Raw genomic sequence first — 22,913 nt, forward strand, 5'->3', positions numbered from 1 at the left:
ACCGTCCCGGGGCTGCCGCGGCACGACACCCCCACCAGCGGAGTGTGACCGTACCCCGGCCACCCTTGTCAAACGGACGGATCCCGCTTTTTCACTTGCCGGCCTCACCGACGCCACTCGAACGGTAACCCGATGACGGAGGTTCGCGCCCCGTGGAGGGGGGCCTTCGGCAGGTTCCGGAGGATGGAATGACGGATTTCAAGATCTGTCAACGGAAAATCGACAGGTCGGCGCGGGATGGCGTGAATCCGCCCTGGGCGCCCGCCCCCGGATCTGCTGCCGGCCTCTCCCGGATCCCTCGCGGGGCGCGGGGCTCAGCCGCCGACCGCGACCAGGAGCCCGGCGCCCGCCGCCAGGCACCCCACGCCCAGGACGCTCCACAACAGGTCGACGACGGCCGCCCGGCCGACCTCCCCGGGCGCCAGCACCACCCGGCTCGGGCGCTGCGGGTCGTAACAGATCCGCACCGAGGCACCTGGCGCGAAACGGTCCGGACGGCGCAGCGGGGTGTGCCCGCGCGGGCGGGCGATCACGAGCCCCGCGATCCCGCACGCGCCGGAGCCGCCCACCGAGGGCGGCACCGAGAAGGACAGCAGCGGCGCGCTGTCCAGCTGGCCGTGCACGTCGTCCTCGGCCACCACGGTGGCCACCGCCGACGCCCCCCGGCGGCGCACCCGCAGGCGCAGGCCCACTTCGGCGGCGCACCAGAGCAGCAGCACGCCACCGAAGAGGGCGAGCACCGACCCGCCCACCATCGCCGTCGTCGTGTCCACCTCTGGCCCCCGGCTCCCCAGCTCTGTCCACAGCCTGTGGACAGAGCTTCACAGCGGAGGGCCAACGGGAGACAGCCGCCCGGCGGCGGTCGGACGAACCAGGGGGTACGGACCGGTGAACCGGCCGCGTCGCGGCGGAACCGGTCCCGCCGCGATCAGCGGCTCCGGTCCCGGCGGGGCAGGCCCGGGCGGGGCGGGCCTCGGCGGCTCCGGTCTCAGCGGCTCCGGTCTCAGCGGACCGGGTCTCAGCGGACCAGGTCTCAGCGGACCGGGTCGATGAACCCCTGCTCGGTCAGCAGGCGCAGCGACTCCGGCACCCGGTCCCGCAGGACCACCCGGTCCTCGCCGAGCAGCCGCGCGATGGCGTCCACGATCTCGCCCGCCGACAGCGTCCCATCGCAGACCCCGACGAAGCCGGCGCCCACGGTGTCCACCTTGGTGGCCCGCCGCATGCCGCGGTTGTGACGCAGGATCACATGCTCCGGGTCCTCCGCACCGGGCGCGCCGACCTGCTCCTGGACCACCTCGTCGGCCAGCACGTAACGGGCCGCGAGCAGGCCCGCGTCGTCGTGCGAGCGGAGGAAGTCCTGCCGGTCGAACCAGGCCTCGATGTGCGGGCCGAGCGGCTGCTCCACCGGGTGCGGCCACTCCTCCACCCGGACGGTCGGACGCTCGGCGCCGCTCGCCCGCAGGGTGATCCAGCCCATGCCGATGCCCTCGACCCGGCCCGCCTCGAAGGCGTCCAGCCACTCGCCGTACCGGGCCTGGTAGTCGCCGCCGGGGCCGCGGTGGTCGCCGCCGTCGCGCAGCCACAACTCGGCGTACTGGGCCACGTCCTGGACCTCGCGCTGGACGACCCAGGCGTCCAGTCCGGTGCCCGCGACCCAGCCGGCCAGCCGCTCGTGCCAGTCCTCGCCCTTGACGTGCTGCCAGTTGGCGAGCAGCTGGCAGTAGCCGCCGGGCTCCAGGTGGTCGGCGGCCGAGCGGACCAGGCCGCGGCACAGGTCGTCGCCGGCCATGCCGCCGTCGCGGTAGGTGAACCGGCCGCCCGGAGAGATCACGAACGGCGGGTTGGAGACGATCAGGTCGAACTTCCGCTCCCCGACCGGCTCGAAGAGGCTTCCGGCGGACACCTCGGTGCTGTCGAAACCGGACAGCGCCAGGGTCAGCTCGGTGAAGCGCAGCGCGCGCGGGTTGAGGTCGGTGGCGGTCACGGTCCCGGCGTGCCGGGCCGCGTGCAGCGCCTGCACGCCGGAGCCCGAACCGAGGTCCAGCGCGGCCCGGACGGGGCGGCGCACGGTGATGTTGGCCAGCGTGGTGGAGGCGCCGCCGACGCCCAGCACCAGGTCCTTGCGGGCCACCCCGTGCGCGGTCTCACCGGAGCCGATGCCGCCCGCACCGCCCACCGCGCAGCCCAGGTCGGAGACCACCCAGGCGTCCGAACTGGGCATCCCGGCCACCTCGTTGGCGTACGGCCGGACGTCGACGGTGGCGCGCACCAGATCGCCGTCGGGGCGCAGCCAGCCGTCCGCCAGGCAGTCCTCCACCGGCAGTGCGGCGGCGGCCGCCCGGTACAGGACCGGCTGCTGCAGCAGGAACAGCCGCACCAGCGTCTCCAGCGGGCTGCCACCGCGGGTCGCCCGCAGCGCCGGGACCGCCTCGCTGCGGGCCAACGCCGAATAGCCGGTGGGCCCGAGCAGGTCCAGGCAGCCGTCGGCGGTGAACGAGGCGGCGAGCAGCGCCTCGCGGAACTTGGCGAGGCGGGTCGGGTCGAGAACGGGGCTACTGATCACCCCTCCATTGTCCCCCGCCTCCCACCCGGTGGCCGCCGCTGCGCCCCGCGGCCGGCGGACGGAAGCCCGCACCACCCCGCGCGCCCCCTGGAAGCCACCACGCGCCGCCCTGCCGGGGGCACCGAGTCGTTCAGCGGCGGGCCTGTGACAGGGGCGCCGGATCACGGGACGGCGACTCGCGGGACGGCGACTCCGGGGGCGGCGGCTCGCCGTCCCCGTCACCGGGCCCGTCCCCGGTACCGGGGACGGGCGCGTCGGACCGTCCGGTCCGCCCGGGCTCAGCTCGCGCTGGGGGCCGGGTTCGCCGGGGTGGTGGGCGGGGCGGCCGGAGCGGTGGTCGCACCGGCCGCGGCCGGGCTCGTGCCGTCGGTCGCGCCGGGCGCCGGGGTGGTGGCCGGGGCGCTCGGGGTGTCGGTGGCGCCCGGCGCCGGGGTCGTGCCGCCCGGGGCCGGGGTGCCGCTCGCGCCGGCCCCCGCACCGCCGGTGGCGCCGCCGCTCGAGGCGGTGGTCGGGGACGGCTTGCAGCCCTCCTGCTTGGCCATCGCCGCGCCGAGCTCACCACGCTGGAGCTTGCTCTGCGCCTGGGTGGAGAGCGAGGCCAGCTGCTGCACCTGGTCGGCCACGCTGCGCAGCCCGTCGGCGAACTTGGCCTGGTCGTTGTTGGGCAGCGCGTCCACCTTCTTCTGGACCTCCACGTACCCGTCGGCCGCCTTCTTCAGCTCCTCGACGGTGTCCTTCTGGAGGGCCGCGCCGTCCTGCACCTTGGGCGCCCCGGCCGCGTCGATGGCGGCGGCTATGTCCTGGTTGGTCTTGGCCAGCCGCCCGATGTCCGTGGAGAGCCGCTTCTGGAGGTCGGCCGGGGCCTCGCCGGTCTTCACCTGTCCGGTGTCGGCCAGCGCGGTCTGCGCCTGGGCGATCGGGTCCTTGGCAGCGCCGCAGACGTTCGACGCCCAGGACTCCAGCTGCTTGCTGTTGTTGTCGTCGCCGCCGCAGCCGACGGCGCCGAACGCGAGCAGCACGCCGAGGGCGGGTACGGCCAGCAGTCGCTTGTTCACCGGGAGAAGCCTTTCGGTTCGGTCGTCATCGGTCGTCGAACCTACACGGCCGATGTCCGTCCCCCGATTCGTCCGTCCCCCGATTCCCGGCTCCCCCGCCCTCCAGGGGCCGCCCTCTCGACGCCCCGGCCCGGGTCAGGCCCGCTCGCACTCGTCCCGGCCCGGGTGTTTCGGCGGTGGGGTGCTTCGGCGGTGGGGTGGTCCGCGCGAGCGGCCAGGTCGGCCGCACGGCGCGGATCCGCGTGGACGTCCTCGTCCGCGACGCGGCGAACCGCCGGGATCAGCGGTGTGTCACCGCATGCCCGGGAACAGGACCCCGGCCGCTCTCGGGCGCGAGGAAGCGCCCGCGAGGCGGCGGGGACGCGAGGAGACGTCGAGGCAGCGCCTCAGACCGCGATGGAGGCGACCGAAACCGGCCAGCTCATCCGGATCAGGCCACCGGCCGCGCCGTTGGTGACCTCCAGGTCCTCGACCAGGCCGGTGATCACGGCGAGGCCCAGGGTGTCCTCGTCCGGCTCGCCGCCCTCGGCGTCGCCGGAGGCCGGGACGGCGGCGGGGCCGGCCTCGTCCTCGACCTCGATGAGGAAACGCTTCTCCTGATCGGTCAACGCGACCCGGACCGCGCCGCCGATGCCGCCGCGCTGGTGCAGTCCGACCGCGCGGGAGCACGCCTCGCCGACCGCGAGCCGTACCTCGTCGAGCACCGACTCGTCGACCCCGGCCCGTCTGGCGACGGCCGCGGCGACCAGCCTGGCCGTCCGCACGTGCTCGGGAAGCGCGCTGAATCGAAGTTCGACGGTTGCCATCTCTCCCCCTCGGGGTGCTCCGACCGGGGCCGGAGACCCGGCCCCTGCGGGCCGGCGGAACCGGCCCAGGGGCGCCCGGGGGACGCACCGGGCCACACGGACCCGGGCACCCGGACGCGAAGAACGAGCGGGGCCGGCCGCACGGGCCGGCCCGGCCGCGTCAGTCGGTCGCGTTGACCGCGTCGTCCACCGAGGTGTGGATCGGGAAGACCTTGGTCAGGCCGGTGATGCGGAAGATCTTCAGGATGCGCTCCTGGTTGCAGACGAGGCGCAGCGAGCCCTCGTGGGCACGCACTCGCTTCAGACCGCCCACCAGCACACCGAGGCCGGTCGAGTCGAGGAAGTCAACGCCTTCCATGTCGACGACGAGGTGGTACTTGCCGTCGTTGACGAGCTCGACCAGCTGCTCCCGCAGCTTCGGGGCGGTGTACACATCGATCTCGCCGCCAACCTCGACGACCGTACGATCGCCGACTGAACGGGTCGACAGGGACAGGTCCACGGAACCTCCAGCACCTTGCCTTGCTACGTCATGTGCGATCCTCGGCCGGACGGCCGCCACCGCATGGTCGCGAGCCCGGGCGCGCCCAGCCACGCGTGGCAAGCCTCGGCGCTGCGACCCACGGCCATACGGCCGTCACGGCCACATTCAACCACCTGCGACCATGCCCGCACGATGGCTTACGACGATTCTCCGTCACGCCGGTGACACACTGGGTCCTCATGCCGCCCCGACACAGCCCGCCCGAGGCACTGCTCACGACCCTGGCCGCCGGCCGGGGGCGGTCCGACCGACTCACCCATACGGAGCACCTTCCCGCCCGACCTGCGCGTTATTCACCATGGCCGGACTCGATCCGTCCGGAGGTCGTGGCCGCGGCTCGTGCCGTCGGGGTCGAACAGCCGTGGGCGCACCAGGCAGAAGCGATGAATCTGGCCAAAAGCGGCCAGACTGTGGTGATCGCCACAGGCACCGCCTCGGGCAAGTCGCTGGGCTACCTGGCCCCGGTGCTCAGCGACCTGCTGGACGGCACCGAGGCCCGCAACGGCCGCGGCGCCACCGCGCTCTACCTGGCCCCGACCAAGGCGCTCGCCGCCGACCAGCGGCGCCGGGCCGCCGAACTCGCCCCGCCGAGGGTGCGCGCCGCCCTCTACGACGGCGACACCCCGCCCGAGGAGCGCGAGTGGGTCCGCCAGTACGCCTCCTACGTGCTCACCAACCCGGACATGCTGCACCGGGGCATCCTGCCCGGCCATGCCCGCTGGTCCTCCTTCCTCAAGGCGCTGCGCTACGTGGTCGTGGACGAGTGCCACAGCTACCGGGGCGTGTTCGGCTCGCACGTCGCCCAGGTGCTGCGGCGGCTGCGCCGCATCTGCGCCCGTTACGGTTCGTCACCCGCCTTCCTGCTGGCCTCCGCCACCACCGCCGACCCGGCCGCGACCGCCCGGCGGCTGACCGGCCTGCCCGCCGTGGCCGTCACCGAGGACGCCTCGCCGCGCGGGCCGATGGTCTTCGGCCTCTGGGAGCCGCCGCTGACCGAGAACGTCGGCGAGCACGGCGCGCCCGTGCGCCGCACCGCGACCGCCGAGGCGGCCCACCTGCTGACCGAGCTGGTCGAACGGGAGACCCGCACCGTCGTCTTCGTGCGCTCCCGGCGCGCCGCCGAGCTCGTCGCGCTCCAAGCCCAGGACCAGCTCGGCCGCCCGCTCGCCGGACGGGTGGCCGCCTACCGCGGCGGTTACCTCGCCGACGAACGCCGGGCCTTGGAACGCGACTTGCACTCCGGACGACTGCTCGGCCTCGCCTCCACCTCCGCTCTCGAACTCGGCGTCGACATCTCCGGCCTCGACGCCGTCCTGATGGCCGGCTACCCCGGCACCCGGGCCTCGCTCTGGCAGCAGGCGGGCCGCGCGGGGCGGGAGGCCCAGGGCGCGCTGGCCGTCCTGATCGCCCGGGACGACCCGCTGGACACCTACCTGGTGCACCACCCGGAGGCGCTGTTCGCGGCCCCCGTCGAGGCCACCGTGCTCGACCCCGACAACCCGCACGTGCTCGCCCCGCACCTGTGCGCGGCCGCCGCCGAACTCCCGCTCACCGATGCCGACCTGGAGCTGTTCGGGCCGTCCACCGCACCACTGCTGCCGGTCCTGGAGCGGCGCGGCCTGCTGCGCCGGCGCAGTGACGGCTCCTGGTACTGGACCCGTCGCGAGCGCGCGGCCGACGCGGTGGACCTGCGCGGCAGCGGCGGCAGCCCGGTGCAGATCGTCGAGGCCGACACCGGCCGGCTGCTCGGCACGGTGGACGCCGCGGCCGCGCACACCACCGTCCACACCGGCGCCGTCCACCTGCACCAGGGCCGCACCTACCTGGTCCGGGAGTTCGACCTGGAGAACTCCGTCGCCCTGGTCGAACCGGCCGACCCGCCGTACACCACGGCCGCCCGCGACATCACCTCCATCTCCGTCCTCGACACCGACACCACCGTGGACTGGGGCGAGGGCCGGCTCAGCTTCGGCTCGGTGGAGGTGGTCAACCAGGTGGTCGGCTACCTCCGCAAGCGGATCTCCACCGGGGAGATCATGGGCGAGACCAAGCTCGACCTGCCGCCCCGCACACTGCGCACCCGGGCGGTCTGGTGGACCGTCACCGAGGACCAGCTGCTCGACGCGGACATCCCGCCCGACCAGCTGCCCGGCGCCGCCCACGCCGCCGAGCACGCCTCGATCGGGCTGCTGCCGCTGTTCGCCACCTGCGACCGGTGGGACATCGGCGGCGTCTCCGTCCCGCTGCACCCGGACACCGGCCTGCCGACCGTGTTCGTCTACGACGGCCACCCCGGTGGGGCCGGCTTCGCCGAACGCGGCTTCCAGCGGGCGGTCCAGTGGCTGACGGCCACCCGGACGGCGATCGCCTCCTGCGAGTGCGAGCGCGGCTGCCCGTCCTGCGTCCAGTCGCCCAAGTGCGGCAACGGGAACGACCCGCTGGACAAGGCCGCCGCCATCCGGCTCCTGGGCGTCCTGCTGGCCGGGGCACCCGAAGCCACGGAGGCACCGGACGACGGGCCGGGGGCGGGCGGGTCGGAGACACCGGACGGACCGGAAGCGGTCCCGGGACCGGACGGTGGGGCACCAGCCGGTTCATGAGGCCGCCCCCGCAGCCGCGCTCGGGGCTCCGCCCGGAGCTCCGCCCGGCCCGCCCTCCGACGCGTCCTCGGGGCCGGTGACCGGGGCCCGTACCGGCCCGGCCCGAGCCCTCGCCCGCGCCGGGCCGACCGGCAGTCGGGCCGGGAGCCCGCGGACCTCCACCTCGGCCACCACCTCCACGGCGTCCGCCGACCGGTCGACCGCACAGGACACCAGCCCGGCGCCCTGGACGGCGGCGATCCCGGCGGCCCGGGCGCAGCCGCCGTCCCGGTCCAGCAGCAGTCGGTCCGCCGCGGCGAGGGCCGCGAGGTCGGCCGCCGACTCGGCCCGGTGCCGAGCGGCCACCACCGAGCCGACCGCGATCGTCCCGGCGAACACCGCCGTGCCCAGCATCGCCAGGGCGAGCAGCCAGACCGTCGCTGAGCCGGCGTCCGGCCCCCGGCCGCCTACCGCGACCGCTCGGGCCGCACGGGCGCGTGCCAGCCGCTCCGCCGCCTCCCGCAGCCCGGTCAGGACGGCCACGGGCCACCACCTGCCTCCGCGCCCGCCACCAGGACGTCCTCCCGGGCCGCCACGGCCGCCGCAGTGAGCCGGACGGCGAGCAGCCCGCCGAGCCTGCCCGGCCCAGCGCACGGCGCCTCCACCTCGACCCGGACCGTGTCGGCCGCCAGGGCGACCCGGACCTGTGCGCCCGGCGGGGCCGCCGCGCGGGCGAGCCCGGCGGCGTCCGCCTCCCCGCGAGCGGCCGCCCTGGCGCCGACCCGGGCGGCGTCCACACAGCGGATCTGCGCGGCCGCCGCGAGCACGCCCCAGATGAGCATCGCCGCGAGCAGGAGGAGCGCCGGCAGTGCCACCGCCGTCTCCGCCGTCACGAAGCCCGCGTCGCCGCGCCGCCCCGGGCGCAGCGACCACGCCCGGTCCGGGTCCGTTCTCAGGCCCCTGCCGCCCGCCCTGAGCACGGGCGGGGCGATGCCGGGGCGCGTGCCTCGCGAGGCGGGGACAGAACCTCCTCCCGACCGCCCGGCCGGGGGCCGCCGACGACCGGAGGCAGCCCCACGGGGCGCGCCCGCCCCCAGGGGTCCACCGGCCGAAGGCGGCCCACCGGCGGGAGTTCGGCAGCCGGCCTCAGGTCGCATGGAGCGCCCGTACCAGCATGTCGGTCAGCGCACCGGTGATGGCGTCGCTGGTCACCACCTTGTACAGCCCGGCCGCGAGGGCGCACGCGCCCAGCGTCCCGACGGCGTACTCGGCCGTGGTCATCCCGGCGTCCGAGCGGCCTCGGAGTCGCGCCACCCGGCGGACCCGGCGGGCTGCCCAGCGCACCCGACAGGCCGACCGGTGGCTCCTCCGCTGCCACTCCTCGGCCAACGGGCGGAGCGGACGCCCGGCACTGGGCCGAATCGCGATCACTGCGGTCATGAAAACTCTCCTGTCACTCGACGTACGACGGCCGCTCGTGCGGCCGACGATCCTTCACATCGCCTCGGCGAAGCGGCTGGTGAGGCCGACGACCACCGGCACCACGCCGATCAGGACGAAGGCCGGGAGGAAGCAGAGCCCCAGCGGCGCGGTGGCGAGCACCGCGGCCCGGCGGACCCGGGCGTGGGCCGCGCGGGCGGCCGCCGTGCGCTGCCCCTGCGCCAACCCGATCAGCGGGCCGGCGGCGGGGACGCCGCCGAGGCTGCTGCGCTCCAGACAGCGGGCCAGCGGCGCCAGCGACGGGTGCTGCTCGCCCAGGCGGTGCCAGCACAGCTCCGGCGGTGCGCCCAGCGCCAGTTCGGCCCCGATCGCCGCCAGCCGGGGCCCCAGCGGCGCCCCCACGCTCCGACCCACCGCCGACACGGCCTCCGAGGGGAGCGCCGCCGAGCCGAGGCAGGCCGCCAACAGCTCAGCACCCAGCGGGAGTTGCCTGGTCAGCAGCTCCTCCTCGCGGGCCGCCCTGCGATCGGCCGGCGAGCGTACCCGGGCCGACCAGCGATGGACGCCCACCGCGAGCAGCACCCCGACGGCCAGCCCGGGGCCGCCACCGAGCAGCACCGCCGCCGTGATCCCGGCGACGCCCGCCACCACCAGTCGTCGGCGACGCTCAACCACCAAGGCAGCAGCCATGGTTCGCCTTCCGATCCCCTCTCCGCCCCGGGCCCGGACGAGTACCCGTCGGCGTCTCACCCGGCCGCGCACCGACGCCCACCCCGCAGCAACCACGCCTGCCGTGAGGGCGAAAGCCGCCCACTCGATGCCCCGCATCACCTCGCCCCCGCTTCCACCCCGAGCGCCCGTGCGCGCACCCGCGACAGCCCGCGGTTCCGCTCGCCCGGCCGAAGAGCGGGCCCCGCACGACCTGGGGCCGCACACCGCCCACCCCGCCCAGCCGGCGCCTCCAGCGCGCCGTGGGCCGCCGCCCGGACGATGCGTGCCGTCCAGAGCACGCCCAGCCCCTCCAGGACCGCCCCCGCCACGAGGCAGCCCAGCCCGGCCGGGGTGTGCAGCAGGACCTCCAGCGGGTGCGCCCCGAGCGCCGCACCGAGGAGCAGCCCGACGCCCGGCAGCGCGGCCAGGACGGCGATCGTCGCGCGCGGCCCTGCCAGTTCCCCGGCGATCTCCTCCGCGAGCGCCCGCTCGCCGCGCAGCGCCTCCGCGACCCGATCCAGCGCATCGGCCGACCCCGACCCGCTGCCCTCGGCCACCCGCCAGCAGGCCGCGACGGCCGCGGCCCCACTGCCGCCCGGAAGTTCGGCCAGCAGGTGCAGCGCGGCGGGTACGTCCCCGCCGTAACGGCCCGCCGCCAGTCGGGCCACCGGCTCCTCGCCGAGCCTGCGCAGCCCCTCCGGGTCGGCGGCGAGCCGCGCGGTGACCAGGTGCAGCGCCTGCTCCGGCGTCGCACCACCACGCAACTCCCCTGCCAGGCCCGCGCAGAGCTCCACCACGGCCGCGGCCCGGTGCCGGGCCTCCACCACCAGGCGTCGCCGCAGCCGCCACCTGCGCAGCGGTAGGACGGCCAGCGCGGACGCGAGCACCGGCACCGGCGAGGCGGTGGCCTGCCCAGCGGCCAACCCCAGTGGAAGGAGCAGCAGTTCGGGAACCAGGAAGCCCGGCAGCCGCCCCCCGGCCCAGGACCGCACCGCGATCTCCGGGCCGGGCCCCCGCACCGGAGGCCCGCTGCCCGCCAACACCAGCCTGGAGCGCTGCCCGCCCGGCAACTGCCCCTGCACCGCACGCCACGCGACGACGGCCACCAGGAACAACGCCAGCACCCAGCAGAACGCGAGCTGACTCTGCATCACTTCACCCACCTCCGTTGACCTCGGTCTTTCCGGCCCGCGCCGCCGAGCAGCACCAGAGCTCCCACGGCGCACCCGCCCACCAACAGGGCGAAGGCGACTTCCACCACCCGCACGTCCGCGCCCACCGGCCCGGCCACCGTCACGGCGATCACGGGCGCCCCCGCCCGAGCGACACCCCGCGCGCCGCCAGCAGTCCGACCAGCCGCTCCCACCCCGCACCGGGACTCAGGCCACCGGACGCCGGGAAGGCCACCGCGGGTGTGGTCACGGCCGACCCGTCACCGGCCCCGGCCAGCGTGTGGATCTCCGCCACCCGGCGCCGCCCCGAGCCCGGATCGCGGACCAGGTGCACCACCACGTCGAGCGCGGCCCGCAGTTGGCCGTGCAGCGCCGTCCGGTCGAGGCCCGCGAGCGCGCCCAGGGCCTCCAGTCGGACCGGCACGTCCGCCGCCGTGTTGGCGTGGACCGTGCCGCAACCGCCTTCGTGCCCCGTGTTCAGCGCGGCCAGCAGGTCCGACACCTCGGGCCCGCGGACCTCGCCGATCACCAGCCGGTCCGGACGCATCCGCAGCGCCTGGCGGACGAGGTCCCGCAGGGTGAACTCGCCCAGCCCCTCCTGATTTGGCGGCCGGCTCTGCAACCGGACCACGTGCGGGTGGGCCGGTTGCAGCTCGGCGGAGTCCTCGGCGAGCACGATCCGCTCGTCCGGCCCGACCAGACCGAGCAGGGCCGACAGGAGCGTGGTCTTCCCCGAGCCCGTCCCGCCGGACACGAGCAGCGACAGCCGGGCCCGCACGATGCCCGCGAGCAGCTCCGCACCCTCCGGTGGCAGCGACCCGCCCGCCACCAGCTCGTCGAGCGTGAAGGGCCGGGGGCGGCAGACCCGGAGCGAGATGTGCGTGCAGCCGGCCGCGATCGGCGGCAGTACGGCGTGCAGCCGGGTGCCGTCCGGCAGCCGGGCGTCCACCCACGGGCGGGCGTCGTCCAGCCGCCGGCCGGCCGCCGTGGCCAGCCGGTGGGCCAGCCGCCGCACCGCCTCGGCGTCGGCGAAACGGACTCCGGTGGTTCGCTGCAGGCCGCCGCCACGGTCGACCCACACCTCGTCCGGACCGTTCACCAGGACGTCCGTGACGTCGGGCGCCGCCAGCAGCCGGTCCAGCGGGCCCGCACCCACCAGTTCGGCGCGCAGCGAGCGCACGGTGTCCAGGACCTCGTCCCCGCCGAGCGGCGGGCGGGTGGCCCGCAGCGCGGCCGCGACCGAGCCTGCCGTCGGGGCGGCCCCCGACTCGGCCAGCCGCAGCCGGACCGCGTCCACCAGGGCCGCCGCCCGCTGCTCGCGGGCCGTACGACCGTACGGACAGGGCCCGTGCCCGGGCTCCGGCGGCCCGCCGGGCGGCGGCACGCTCCGCAGCGGCCGGTGCTCCCGCGCACCGCCGCCCGGACCGGGCGATCCGCTCCGAAGGACCGTTCTGCGCAGACGGACCATCAGTACACACCTCCTCCGGCCACCGGCACCGGCGGCAGCACCTCGGTCAGGAAGCTCGCGCAGAAGCGCGCGAGCGGGCCGCCCTCCCGGCTTCCGGGCGGGACGCCCTTCACGACGTCCTGGGCCAGGCCCGGCTCCGGCTCCAGCTCCCCCGCCAGCGGCAAGCGCAGCCCGCGGACGATCTGCCGGGCCGGGAGCCCGCCGGCCCGCACCGGCCGCACCACGGCCCGGACGTCCCCGAGCCGCATCCGGGCCGCCGCCGCGACCCGGTCGGCGGCGGCGACCGCGCGCAGCTCGGCCGACACCACCAGGAGCGCCAGGTCGGACTGCTCCAGCGCCTGCCCGGCGGCCGCGTCGAGGTGCCGGGGCACGTCGACCACCACCAGCCCGCCGCGCCGTCTGGAGGCGGCCAGCACGCTGCGCATGGCCTCCGGCGGCACCGTCAGGGTGTCGCCGCGGTCCCAGGACAGGCAGGACAGCGCGGAGAGCCGTTTGAGCGCGGGCAGCGCCCGAGCCAGCTCGGCCCCGCTGACCCGCCCGCGGGAGCCGGCCAGATCGGGCCAGCGCAGCCCGCTGACCCGCTCGCCGCCGAGCAGGATGTCGAGGCCCCCGCCCAGCGGATCGCCGTCCAGGAGCATCGTCCGCCGGCCCGCCCGCGCGGCCGTGACCGCCAGCGCGCAGGCCAGGGTCGAGGCCCCGGCCCCGCCGGACCCGCCGAGCACCGCGACGGTGACTGCCGGGCAGCCGACGCCCTCGGCCGCGTCGGCGATCCGGTCGAGCAGCCAGGCCTCGGCGTCGGGCAGGAACAGCACGTGCTCGGCCCCGAGTTGGACGGCTCTGACCCACACCCCGGGGTCGTCCAGGTCCAGCCCGAGCAGCAGCACCCCGCCGCGCCGCCCCAGCCCGGAGCAGCGGACGGCCTGGTCGTCCCCGACCAGGACCAGCGAGGCCCCTTCCCAGAGGTCCCGCGTCGGCGGCGCGCCCCGGACCAGCCTCGGCTCGGTGCCCGCCGCCGCGCAGATCCGCAGCAGGTGCTCGGCCAGGCCCTCGTCCTCGGTGACGACGAGCGGCCCGGCGACCGCGGGGCCCTCGGCGGTGATGTGGTCGGCGATCGGCGTCGACATGGTTGCTCCCCTCCGCGCCGCCGACCACCGGAGGTGGCCGACGGCGCACGTCGGACGGTTCCGGCGGACGGCCGCCCGACAGGCCTCTGAGGGAGGAAGGGGGTGAGGCCCTGCCCGGCGACCGCCGCCGGTCATCACGGTGGGGGGAGATCCGGATTTCGTCATCCGGGTTCCGATTGCCTGTGGATAACTCGTGTGCTGTGGAGGAAAACGTTCACCCGGGCGGGGGGCTATTCGGCGAAGAATTGACGAAAGGGGGTCACCGAGATGAACCGGCGACCCGCCCCGTCCCGTTCAGCCGTTCTCCCGACCTCCACCCGCCGCCTTCCGGACAGCGCTTCCGAACGGCTTCCGAACGGGCTCGCACCACCGATCGGAACCAGCCGTTCGATCCTCGACGGGCATGAGCAAATGGCGACACAGAGTGACGAAAGTCGATCGACGGGCCGGAGTGGCGACACCCCCTGTAAGCCGTCGACACGACGGCGGCGCACCCGCGGCGAGGGGCGTTCAAGCCCTGAAAATGGCCCCGGACGTGCGACGACCCCCGCCGGGGGGGAGAGCGGGGGTCGTCTATCCACAGCCCGGCTCGGGGGGGAGGAGCCGGACCGGGTTAGCACGGTCGCGAACGATCCGTGACTTCCATGGTGTACCCGAGCGGCCAGAAACACAAACCCGCACGCCCGCGAGTACGCCGAATGGCGGGGTCTTTTGCGGCTCCCTCTATCCTCGGTTCCCGTGGACACCACCGAGAACGCCGACGACTACGCCGACGAGTCCCAGGGCGACGCCACCGGGCCCGAAGAGCTCCGCCCGCCCGTTCGCCCCCGACCCGGCGGGCTGCGCACCGCGGCCTTCTTCGACCTCGACAAGACCATCATCGCCAAGTCGAGCGCACTGGCCTTCAGCCGCCCCTTCTACCAGGGCGGACTGATCAACCGTCGGGCCGTACTGCGCAGCGCGTACGCCCAGTTCGTCTTCCTGGTCGGCGGCGCGGACCACGACCAGATGGAGAAGATGCGCCAGTACCTCTCCGCGCTCACCCGGGGCTGGAACGTCCAGCAGGTCCGCGAGATCGTCGCCGAGACCCTGCACAACCTGATCGACCCGATCATCTACGACGAGGCGGCCTCGCTGATCGAGCAGCACCACGCGGCCGGCCGGGACGTGGTGATCGTCAGCAGCTCCGGCTCCGAGGTGGTCGAGCCGATCGGCCGGCTGCTCGGCGCGGACCACGTGATCGCCACCCGGCTCCAGGTCGAGGACGGCTGCTACACCGGCGAGATCGAGTACTACGCCTACGCCGAGAACAAGGCCGCGGCCATTCGGGAGTTGGCCGCGACCGAGGGCTACGACCTGGCCGCCTCCTTCGCCTACAGCGACTCCTCCACCGACCTGCCGCTACTGGAGGCGGTCGGCCATCCGTCGGCGGTCAACCCGGACCGCGCGCTGCGGAAGGAGGCGCAGGCCCGGGAGTGGCCGGTGCTGGTCTTCGACAAGCCGGTGGAACTGCGGCGCCGACTGCCCGAGTTCTCGGCCCCGAGCGGCTCGGTGCTGACCGCGGTGGCGGTCGGGACGGCCGTGGTGACCGCCGGGGTGATCTGGTACCTGGCCCGCCGGAGGCGCCCCCTCGCCTGAGGCGGGCGGCCCGGCAGCCCTTGGACAAAACGGTCAATCGGGACAGACTTCTCTTTTCGGGTTCCCCTTTCCCCCGAAACGCGATACAAATGAAGCACGGCCCGCGAGACCCGGTCAGGACCTTAAGAGGTCAAACCGACAACGCAGTTCAGGCCCCACGGACCGCACGTACAGATATCCGGGCACCCACATGCAGCCGACCCGCTGTCGGGCCGCCGGACCAGACGAACGGGCAGGATCCCCGTCTGATCGGCACTTCCGGTGCATGCATGGTCACCCGGTATCTGCACCAGCGGCGGCACCCGGCAGGAGCAGGTGCCGCCGCATCCTCGTCTCCGCGCGCCCCCTCGGGGCCGCGCGCGCCGTCCCGAGCGGGGCGCTCAGACCATCCCGCGCTGCATCGCCTCGCAGACCGCCGTGCTCTCCCGCACCCCGAGCCGCAGCGCCCGACCGCTGTACGCGATCCAGGCCGCCATCCCCTCGGGGGTTCCCGCCAGGTAGCCGGCCAGGGCTCGGCGGTGGGCGGCGGTGCCCAGCTCGGCCAGGCCGACCTCGGCCGGGCAGATCGACTTCGGGTCGAGCCCCTCGGCGATCAGCACGATCCGCTGGGCGGCCCGCGCGATCACGCCGTTGTGGGCGCCGAACGGCCGCAGCGCGAGCAGTTCGCCGTGCACCACCGAGGCCACGACGAGGGCCGGCGTGCCCACGCCCTGGCCCTCCGCACGCGCCACCAGCAGCCGGGAGAGCTGGTCGAGCCGGGCCGCGACCTCCTCCGCGCCCGGAGCGGGCGGCAGCACGGGCGGCGGCCCGTCGACGGCCTCGACCTCGACGCTCTCCACCGGCTCCAGCTCCTGCGGGAACAGCACCTCCGCGCCCTCCCCGGCCCGCCGCGGGCGACCGGCGGCCGGATCGCCGTCGCCGACCGCGAGCAGGTGCAGCCGGGCCAGCACCTGGAGCGGCGAGTGCCGCCAGATGCTGAGCAGCTGGCCGGCCTCGGCGGCGATCCGCAGGGCCGCGCCGACCGTCCGGGCCTCGGGGTCCGCGCCGAAGTCGCTGCGGCGGCGGACCTCCTCCAGCGGCCAGTCGGCCCCGGCCAGGGCCGCCGACGCGCGGGCGCCGCGCAGCGCGGACTCGGAGGTGACCTCGGCCGCGCGGCGGCGCATCACCCGGTGGCCGTAGAGCCGGTCGACGGCCTTGCGCACCTCGGCGACCGCGTCGGGCACCCCGGGGAGCTGGGCCAGCGGGGCGAGGGGATCAGTTCCAGTGCTCACCTACCCGAGAGTAATGAACGGGCCGCCCCTCCCGGAACAGCAACCCCGCATCACCCGTTAGAGGCAATCCTCACTTCCCGCCCCCGGCGACGCCCAAACCCCGGCTAGCATGGCCGCTATCGGAGACGATAACGATTTCCAACTAGGGGCGGCGTCGCGCGGCCCCTGGGCGGACGGCCCGCAGCGAGGGCCCTGAGCGAGAGCCGGAGTCCCCAGATGAAGATCGCCTTCGTCGGCAAGGGCGGCAGCGGGAAGACCACGCTGTCCGCGCTGTTCATCCGCCACCTGGCAGCCCTGGGCCGGCCGGTCGTCGCCGTGGACGCCGACATCAACCAGCACCTGGGCCCCGCGCTGGGCCTGACGGACGATCAGGCCGCTGCCCTGCCCTCACTGGGCGGGCACCTGCCGGAGATCAAGGAGTACCTGCGCGGCAGCAACCCGCTCATCCGCTCATCCGACGAGATGATCAAAACCACGCCGCCCGGCCGCGGTTCGCGGCTGCTGCGGATCGTCGAGGAGAACCCGGTCTACGCCGCCTGCGCCCGCCCGATCGCGCTGGACGAGGGCTCGGTCCGGCTGCTGGCGACCGGCGCGTTCACCGAGGAGGACCTCGGGGTGGCCTGCTACCACTCCAAGGTCGGCGCGGTGGAACTGCTGCTCAACCACCTGTTGGACGGCCCGGGCGAGTACCTGGTGACCGACATGACCGCGGGCTCGGACTCCTTCGCCTCCGGCCTGTTCACCCGCTTCGACCTGACCTTCCTGGTCGCCGAACCGACCCGCAAGGGCGTCTCCGTCTACCGCCAGTACAAGGACTACGCCCGCGACTTCGGCGTGCGGCTGCGGGTGGTCGGCAACAAGGTGCAGGGGCCGGACGACCTGGCCTTCCTGCGCCGCGAGGTCGGCGACGACCTGCTCACCACCTTCCGGCAGTCGGACTGGGTGCGCCGCCTGGAGCAGGGCGCCGAACCGCCGCTGAAGTCCCTGGAGACGGCCGACCGGGCCGTGCTGGAGGAGCTGCGGATCGAGGCCGACGCGGCGTACGGGCGGCGGGACGCGCGCCGCTACACCGAGCAGGCGGTGCTCTTCCACCGCCGCAACGCGGAGAGTTGGGCCAACTCCAAGGTCGGCATCGACCTCGCGACCCAGGTGGACGAGGACTTCGTCCTGGGCGGGTTCGCGGACGGCGACACGCGCACCGCCCCGGCGGGCGCCCGCGCCTGACCCCCACCACCGCCGCCGAACGGGCCGCGACCTCCCCCGCTCCGGGAGGTCGCGGCCCGTTCGCCGCGCCCGACCCCGGAGCCGACCCCGGCGGACGGGAGCCACGACCGCTGCGACCAGCAGATTCCCGACCGTTAGGCCACCACCCATTGGGGTGAATCAGGGGGTTTTCCGCTTCCCTCCCGGAACCACGCTGTGCAAAGCTTTCATTACCCTCGGTTTACCGAGTCTTGATGGTTCGCCCGGTGGCCCCCGGTGAGACGTCCCGCACCTCGCCCGAAGCCCTGGCGGGCCTGATGGTCAACGCCGGCCGGTGACACCCGCACTCCCCCGCCGCGCCCACGCCATCCCGCCACACCGTCGCGCCCACGACAGCCGATCCGCCCCGGAGCCCCACCCCGGATTCACCGCCGGACCTGACTGCGTTCGCTCCCCCGGACAGACGGGAAGACAATGACCCTCGACATCTCCAGTGCCCCCATCGCCTCCGACACCACCGACCACGCGCCGCCGGGCGCGGGCCCCCGCATCCGGTGGGCCCAGGACCTCTCCGCGTCCCTCGTGGTCTTCCTGATCGCCGTGCCGTTCTCCCTCGGCATCGCGCTCGCCACCGGCGCCCCGCTCACCGCCGGCCTGGCCGCCGCGGCCGTGGGCGGCATCGTGGTCGGGCTGTTCGGCGGCACACCGCTCCAGGTCAGCGGCCCCTCGGCGGCACTGACGGTGATCACCGCCGGACTGATCGCCCAGTACGGCTGGCGGGCCACCTGCGCCATCACCGTCGCCGCCGGACTGCTCCAACTCCTGCTCGGCGCACGCCGGGTGGCCCGGACCGCGCTCGCCGTCTCGCCCGCGATCGTGCACGGCATGCTGGCGGGGGTCGGGATCACCATCGCCATCGCGCAGCTGCACGTCGTCCTCGGCGGCTCGCCGCAGAGCTCCGCGATCGCCGACATCCTGGCCCTTCCCGGCCAGTTGGCCGGCCCGCACCCACCCGCGCTGCTGGCCGGCGCGGTGACCGTGGCCGTCCTGGTCGGCTGGCCCCGGCTCGGCCGACTGCCCGGCCGAGCGGGCGAGTTCGGCGCCCGGCTGGCCAGGGTCCCCGGCCCGCTGGCCGGGGTCGCACTGGCCACCGCCCTCGTGTTCGCCTTGGACCTGCGGCTCGCCCACATCGAGCTGCCCGCCTGGCGGCCGCAGGCGCTCCTGCCCGCGCTGCCGCACGGCCCGGTCCTCGGGCTGCTCGCCGCCGTCCTCACCGTCACCGCCGTGGCCAGCGTGGAGTCGCTGCTGTCCGCCGTCGCGACCGACCGGATGTCCCGCCGCACCGGCGACCTCGACCGCGAACTGCGCGGGCAGGGCCTCGCCAACCTGGTGAGCGGACTGGTCGGCGGGCTGCCGGTCGCCGGGGGCGCGGTGCGCAGCACCGCCAACGTGCGGGCCGGCGGCCAGACCAGGTGGGCCTCGGTGCTGCACGGCGTCTGGGTGCTGGCCGCCGCGCTGGCGCTGACCGGCGGACTGCGCCGGATCCCCCTGGCCGCGCTCGCCGCGCTGGTGCTGGTGGTCGGGCTGCAGATGGTGAGCTTCGCGCACATCCGCAAGGTGCACCGGCACCGCGAGTTCCCGGTCTACCTGATCACCGTGCTCGGCGTGGTGGCCGGCGGCGTGCTGTGGGGTGTCGCGATCGGCGCCGGCACCGCCGTCCTGCTCGCCCTCTACCGGCTGACCCGCGCCCATGTGGACGTGGAGACCGGCCCCGGTGGCGCGGTCACCGTCCGGACGCACGGCCCGCTCACCTTCACCACCGTGCCCCGGCTCGGTCGGGCACTGGCCGGCATCCCGGCCGGGGCCGAGGTCACCGTGGTCCACGACGGCTCCTTCCTGGACCACGCCGCGTACGAGACGCTGCACACCTGGCGGGCCGGGCACCAGGAGGCGGGCGGCCTGGTCTCGATGGTGACGCGCCGCCAGGACGACGAGGTGCTCGACCCGGACGGCACCGTGCGTGCGGGCAGTTCACCGGGCCCGCACCGCTGCCGGGCCTGGACGCCCTGGGTCGGCCACCACTGCATCGAGCAGCAGGAGGACCCGCACGGCCGACTGCTGGACGGCGTCCGGGTGTTCCAGCTGCACACCGCCCCGCTGGTCCGGCCGGAACTCGCCCGGCTGGCGCGCGAGGGGCAGACGCCCTCCCAGCTCTTCCTGACCTGCGCGGACTCCCGGATGGTCACCAGCATGATCACCAACAGCGGTCCGGGGGACCTGTTCACCGTGCGGAACGTGGGCAACCTGGTGCCGGCCCCGCACGAACCCGGCGCGGCGGACGACTCGGTGGCCGCCGCGGTGCAGTACGCGGTCGAGGTGCTGGAGGTGCGCTCGATCACGGTCTGCGGCCACTCCGGCTGCGGCGCGATGCAGGCCCTGCTGGACGGCGTGCACGAGCGCCCCGGGCCGCCCACCCCGCTGGCCCGCTGGCTGCGCAACGGCCGCGGCTCGCTGGACCGGCTCCGACGGGTCCCGGCGGAGTTCGCCGCCCGGCCCGCGGTGGACGTCGTGGAGCAGCTCTGCATCACCAACGTGGTCCAGCAGCTGGACCAGTTGCTGGCCAACCCGGCGGTGGAGCGCCGGGTCGAGGAGGGCACCCTGCGGCTGGTCGGGATGTACTTCGACCTCGCGACGGCCCAGGCCTACGTCCTCGACCGGGCCGCCGGGACGTTCAGCCCGGTCGAGGCCCGCACCGGGAAGGACGCGAACGGAATCGAACACCACACCGAGGCCCCCATCGGAACCGGCCCCGATGTCCGGCCGAACACAGCATCGGCCGAACGGGTGAGGGAGGATGATCGGGTTCCGGTCGAGGGCGGCGAGGAGGGCCCCCGGCTGGCCGCCTGAGAGCCGGGTCCGTGTCCCCGCCGGGCGGGCCGGGGCACGGGCCCACCCACCCCCGAACGGCCGTCCGGTCCTCCGCGGCGGACCGGACGCGAGGCCGGCCGGTCGCCGGTCGGCCGCCGCCCGGCCGTCGGTCAAAGGTCTACACCAATTCACAGGAGCCTCTTGTCAACTGCCCCGTTCGCCTGGTGAGCTGTGCGCTGGGACACACGGGACAATCCCCACGCACGGGATCGCCCCCGATCATGACTCGATGAGGAGTGCGCGTTGAGCAACGAGAGCCTGGCCAACCTGCTCAAGGAGGAGCGGCGCTTCGCCCCTCCGGCAGAGCTCGCCGCCGCCGCCAACGTCACCGTGGCCGCGTACGCGCAGGCCTCCGAGGACCGTCTGGGCTTCTGGGCCGAGCAGGCCCGTCGCCTCACCTGGGCCGTCGAGCCGACCGAGACCCTCGACTGGTCCAACCCTCCCTTCGCCAAGTGGTTCGCCGACGGCAAGCTCAATGTCGCGTACAACTGCGTCGACCGCCACGTGGAGAACGGCCTGGGCGACCGGGTCGCCATCCACTTCGAGGGCGAGCCCGGCGACGGCCGTTCGATCACGTACGCCCAGCTCAAGGACGAGGTCTCGCAGGCCGCGAACGCGCTGCTGGAGCTCGGCGTCCGCAAGGGCGACCGGGTCGCCGTCTACCTGCCGATGATCGCCGAGGCGGTCGTCGCGATGCTCGCCTGTGCCCGGATCGGCGCCACCCACTCGGTGGTCTTCGGCGGCTTCTCCTCCGACGCCGTCGCCTCCCGCATCCAGGACGCCGAGGCCAAGCTCGTCATCACCGCCGACGGCGGCTACCGGCGCGGCAAGCCCTCCGCTCTCAAGCCGGCCATCGACGAGGCGCTCACCAAGGTCGACGGCGTCGAGCACGTCCTGGTGGTCCGCCGCACCGGGCAGGACATCCCGTGGACCGAGGGCCGCGACGTCTGGTGGCACGAGATCACCGCGCGCCAGTCCACCGAGCACACCCCCGAGGCGCACGACGCCGAGCACCCGCTGTTCATCCTCTACACCTCGGGCACCACCGGTAAGCCCAAGGGCATCCTGCACACCTCGGGGGGCTACCTCACCCAGGCCAGCTACACCCACCACGCGGTCTTCGACCTCAAGCCGGAGACCGACGTCTACTGGTGCACCGCCGACATCGGCTGGGTCACCGGCCACTCGTACATCGTCTACGGGCCGCTCTCCAACGGCGCCACCCAGGTCATCTACGAGGGCACCCCGGACACCCCGCACCAGGGCCGGTTCTGGGAGATCGTCCAGAAGTACGGCGTGACCATCCTCTACACCGCGCCGACCGCGATCCGCACCTTCATGAAGTGGGGCGACGACATCCCCGCGAAGTTCGACCTGTCCTCGCTGCGGGTGCTGGGCAGCGTCGGCGAGCCGATCAACCCCGAGGCCTGGATCTGGTACCGGGAGCACATCGGCGGCGGCACGTGTCCGATCGTGGACACCTGGTGGCAGACCGAGACGGGCGCCATCATGATCAGCCCGCTGCCGGGCGTCACCGAGACCAAGCCGGGCTCGGCCCAGCGCGCCCTGCCGGGCATCGCGGCCACCGTGGTGGACGACAACGCCGCCGAGGTGCCGAACGGCTCCGGCGGCTACCTGGTGCTCACCGAGCCGTGGCCGTCCATGCTGCGCACCATCTGGGGCGACGACCAGCGCTACATCGACACCTACTGGTCGCGCTTCGAGGGCCGCTACTTCGCCGGTGACGGTGCCAAGAAGGACGAGGACGGGGACATCTGGCTGCTCGGCCGGGTGGACGACGTCATGCTCGTCTCGGGCCACAACATCTCGACCACCGAGGTCGAGTCGGCCCTGGTCGGCCACCCGTCCGTGGCCGAGTCCGCCGTGGTCGGCGCGACCGACGCCACCACCGGCCAGGCCATCGTCGCCTTCGTGATCCTGCGCGGCGGTGCCACCGAGAGCCCCGAGCTGGTCGAGGAGCTGCGGGCCCACGTCGGCCGCACGCTCGGCCCGATCGCCAAGCCGAAGCAGATCAAGGTGGTCGGCGAGCTGCCGAAGACCCGCTCCGGCAAGATCATGCGCCGCCTGCTGCGCGACATCGCCGAGGGCCGCGAGGTCGGTGACACCACCACCCTGGCGGACAGCACGGTGATGAGCCAGATCCAGGCCCAGCTGCCGTCCTCGGACAACGGCAACGGCTGAGCCCACCGGGCCGGCGGCCGCTGACCCTCCGGGTCCGCGACGGCTGACCCACTGAGACAACGGCTGTGCCCCGGACGGTGATCACCGTCCGGGGCACAGCCGTTTCGCCATCCGCTTCGTCAGCCGTACGACAACCGTCTCGCCGGTCGTTCCGCCGGTCGTTCCGTCAACCGCCGCTTCCGCACCCGTTCGGGTACAGAGCGGCC

18 protein-coding genes are annotated in these 22,913 nt (G+C 74.8%); 5 read left to right on the plus strand and 13 right to left on the minus strand.

The window, feature by feature from the left end; all coding sequences use genetic code 11:
• Positions 1 to 314 precede the first annotated feature (314 nt).
• From ACLWS4_RS08675 to bldG, 5 genes are all read right to left on the minus strand, one after another.
• On the minus strand, positions 315 to 773 hold the full coding sequence (locus ACLWS4_RS08675; protein WP_387973403.1) for a DUF3592 domain-containing protein: 459 nt from the start codon (positions 771 to 773) through the stop codon (positions 315 to 317).
• A 260-nt stretch (positions 774 to 1,033) separates the two neighbouring features.
• Positions 1,034 to 2,566 (minus strand): methyltransferase, encoded by a 1,533-nt coding sequence (locus ACLWS4_RS08680; protein WP_416873704.1) that lies wholly within the window; start codon positions 2,564 to 2,566, stop codon positions 1,034 to 1,036.
• 278 nt (positions 2,567 to 2,844) lie between these two features.
• Entirely contained in the window at positions 2,845 to 3,621 is a 777-nt protein-coding gene (locus ACLWS4_RS08685) for a hypothetical protein (protein WP_416873705.1), read from the minus strand.
• A gap of 386 nt (positions 3,622 to 4,007) precedes the next feature.
• A complete protein-coding gene (locus ACLWS4_RS08690; RefSeq protein ID WP_049659131.1) occupies positions 4,008 to 4,427 on the minus strand; it encodes an ATP-binding protein in 420 nt (139 codons plus the stop codon).
• A 160-nt stretch (positions 4,428 to 4,587) separates the two neighbouring features.
• Positions 4,588 to 4,929 carry an anti-sigma factor antagonist BldG gene (gene bldG / locus ACLWS4_RS08695; RefSeq protein ID WP_049659132.1) on the minus strand — a complete coding sequence of 114 codons (342 nt, stop codon included), beginning with the start codon at positions 4,927 to 4,929 and terminating at the stop codon, positions 4,588 to 4,590.
• A 221-nt stretch (positions 4,930 to 5,150) separates the two neighbouring features.
• On the opposite strand from bldG, the gene ACLWS4_RS08700 reads away from it, so the two are divergent.
• Positions 5,151 to 7,571 carry a DEAD/DEAH box helicase gene (locus ACLWS4_RS08700; RefSeq protein WP_416873706.1) on the plus strand — a complete coding sequence of 807 codons (2,421 nt, stop codon included), beginning with the start codon at positions 5,151 to 5,153 and terminating at the stop codon, positions 7,569 to 7,571.
• On the opposite strand, the gene ACLWS4_RS08705 is transcribed toward ACLWS4_RS08700, so the two are convergent.
• From ACLWS4_RS08705 to ssd, 7 genes are all read right to left on the minus strand, one after another.
• Entirely contained in the window at positions 7,566 to 8,093 is a 528-nt protein-coding gene (locus tag ACLWS4_RS08705) for an Rv3654c family TadE-like protein (protein WP_416873707.1), read from the minus strand. The two genes, ACLWS4_RS08700 and ACLWS4_RS08705, sit on opposite strands and share 6 nt — an antisense overlap.
• Positions 8,081 to 8,530, minus strand: a complete 450-nt coding sequence (locus ACLWS4_RS08710; protein WP_416873708.1) for a TadE family type IV pilus minor pilin — start codon at positions 8,528 to 8,530, stop codon at positions 8,081 to 8,083. The genes ACLWS4_RS08705 and ACLWS4_RS08710 overlap by 13 nt, the downstream gene beginning before the upstream one ends.
• A gap of 166 nt (positions 8,531 to 8,696) precedes the next feature.
• Positions 8,697 to 8,990: a DUF4244 domain-containing protein gene (locus ACLWS4_RS08715; RefSeq protein WP_416873709.1), complete on the minus strand. Its 294-nt coding sequence runs from the start codon at positions 8,988 to 8,990 to the stop codon at positions 8,697 to 8,699.
• Between the two features lie 54 nt (positions 8,991 to 9,044).
• Complete coding sequence (locus tag ACLWS4_RS08720; protein ID WP_416873710.1) at positions 9,045 to 9,680, minus strand: type II secretion system F family protein; 636 nt, start codon at positions 9,678 to 9,680, stop codon at positions 9,045 to 9,047.
• Positions 9,681 to 9,817: 137 nt separating this feature from the next.
• Positions 9,818 to 10,852 carry a type II secretion system F family protein gene (locus tag ACLWS4_RS08725; protein WP_416873757.1) on the minus strand — a complete coding sequence of 345 codons (1,035 nt, stop codon included), beginning with the start codon at positions 10,850 to 10,852 and terminating at the stop codon, positions 9,818 to 9,820.
• A gap of 151 nt (positions 10,853 to 11,003) precedes the next feature.
• Entirely contained in the window at positions 11,004 to 12,341 is a 1,338-nt protein-coding gene (locus ACLWS4_RS08730; RefSeq protein ID WP_117488511.1) for a TadA family conjugal transfer-associated ATPase, read from the minus strand.
• A complete protein-coding gene (gene ssd, locus ACLWS4_RS08735; protein WP_074001780.1) occupies positions 12,341 to 13,465 on the minus strand; it encodes a septum site-determining protein Ssd in 1,125 nt (374 codons plus the stop codon). The genes ACLWS4_RS08730 and ssd overlap by 1 nt, the downstream gene beginning before the upstream one ends.
• 840 nt (positions 13,466 to 14,305) lie before the next feature.
• On the opposite strand from ssd, the gene ACLWS4_RS08740 reads away from it, so the two are divergent.
• The gene (locus tag ACLWS4_RS08740) at positions 14,306 to 15,103 is read left to right on the plus strand and encodes an HAD family hydrolase (protein ID WP_049660070.1); all 798 of its coding nucleotides are present in this window, start codon (positions 14,306 to 14,308) and stop codon (positions 15,101 to 15,103) included.
• A 380-nt stretch (positions 15,104 to 15,483) separates the two neighbouring features.
• Here ACLWS4_RS08740 and ACLWS4_RS08745 read toward each other — a convergent pair whose 3' ends face one another.
• Complete coding sequence (locus ACLWS4_RS08745; protein WP_074001781.1) at positions 15,484 to 16,374, minus strand: oxidoreductase; 891 nt, start codon at positions 16,372 to 16,374, stop codon at positions 15,484 to 15,486.
• Positions 16,375 to 16,590: 216 nt separating this feature from the next.
• Here ACLWS4_RS08745 and ACLWS4_RS08750 point away from each other — a divergent pair, with 216 nt between their 5' ends.
• The 3 genes from ACLWS4_RS08750 (at position 16,591) to acs (ending at position 22,707) form a co-directional block, all read left to right on the plus strand.
• Positions 16,591 to 17,598, plus strand: coding sequence for an ATP-binding protein (locus tag ACLWS4_RS08750; protein ID WP_049652142.1), 1,008 nt, complete (start codon positions 16,591 to 16,593; stop codon positions 17,596 to 17,598).
• Between the two features lie 453 nt (positions 17,599 to 18,051).
• On the plus strand, positions 18,052 to 20,484 hold the full coding sequence (locus ACLWS4_RS08755) for a SulP family inorganic anion transporter (RefSeq protein WP_416873711.1): 2,433 nt from the start codon (positions 18,052 to 18,054) through the stop codon (positions 20,482 to 20,484).
• A 264-nt stretch (positions 20,485 to 20,748) separates the two neighbouring features.
• Positions 20,749 to 22,707 (plus strand): acetate--CoA ligase, encoded by a 1,959-nt coding sequence (gene acs, locus ACLWS4_RS08760; RefSeq protein ID WP_387822486.1) that lies wholly within the window; start codon positions 20,749 to 20,751, stop codon positions 22,705 to 22,707.
• Positions 22,708 to 22,913: the final 206 nt, after the last annotated feature.

Source organism: Kitasatospora sp. SC0581 (genome assembly GCF_048159585.1).
Lineage (GTDB): Bacteria > Actinomycetota > Actinomycetes > Streptomycetales > Streptomycetaceae > Kitasatospora.

Bases quoted from the DNA above. Each gene is read 5' to 3' on its own strand.
- ACLWS4_RS08690 (WP_049659131.1), bottom strand. From the start codon at position 4,427: ATGGCAACCGTCGAACTTCGATTCAGCGCGCTTCCCGAGCACGTGCGG.
- ACLWS4_RS08725 (WP_416873757.1), bottom strand. From the start codon at position 10,852: ATGCAGAGTCAGCTCGCGTTCTGCTGGGTGCTGGCGTTGTTCCTGGTG.
- ACLWS4_RS08715 (WP_416873709.1), bottom strand. From the start codon at position 8,990: ATGACCGCAGTGATCGCGATTCGGCCCAGTGCCGGGCGTCCGCTCCGC.
- ACLWS4_RS08750 (WP_049652142.1), top strand. From the start codon at position 16,591: ATGAAGATCGCCTTCGTCGGCAAGGGCGGCAGCGGGAAGACCACGCTG.
- ACLWS4_RS08700 (WP_416873706.1), top strand. From the start codon at position 5,151: ATGCCGCCCCGACACAGCCCGCCCGAGGCACTGCTCACGACCCTGGCC.
- ssd (WP_074001780.1), bottom strand. From the start codon at position 13,465: ATGTCGACGCCGATCGCCGACCACATCACCGCCGAGGGCCCCGCGGTC.
- ACLWS4_RS08755 (WP_416873711.1), top strand. From the start codon at position 18,052: ATGACCCTCGACATCTCCAGTGCCCCCATCGCCTCCGACACCACCGAC.
- ACLWS4_RS08730 (WP_117488511.1), bottom strand. From the start codon at position 12,341: ATGGTCCGTCTGCGCAGAACGGTCCTTCGGAGCGGATCGCCCGGTCCG.
- ACLWS4_RS08720 (WP_416873710.1), bottom strand. From the start codon at position 9,680: ATGGCTGCTGCCTTGGTGGTTGAGCGTCGCCGACGACTGGTGGTGGCG.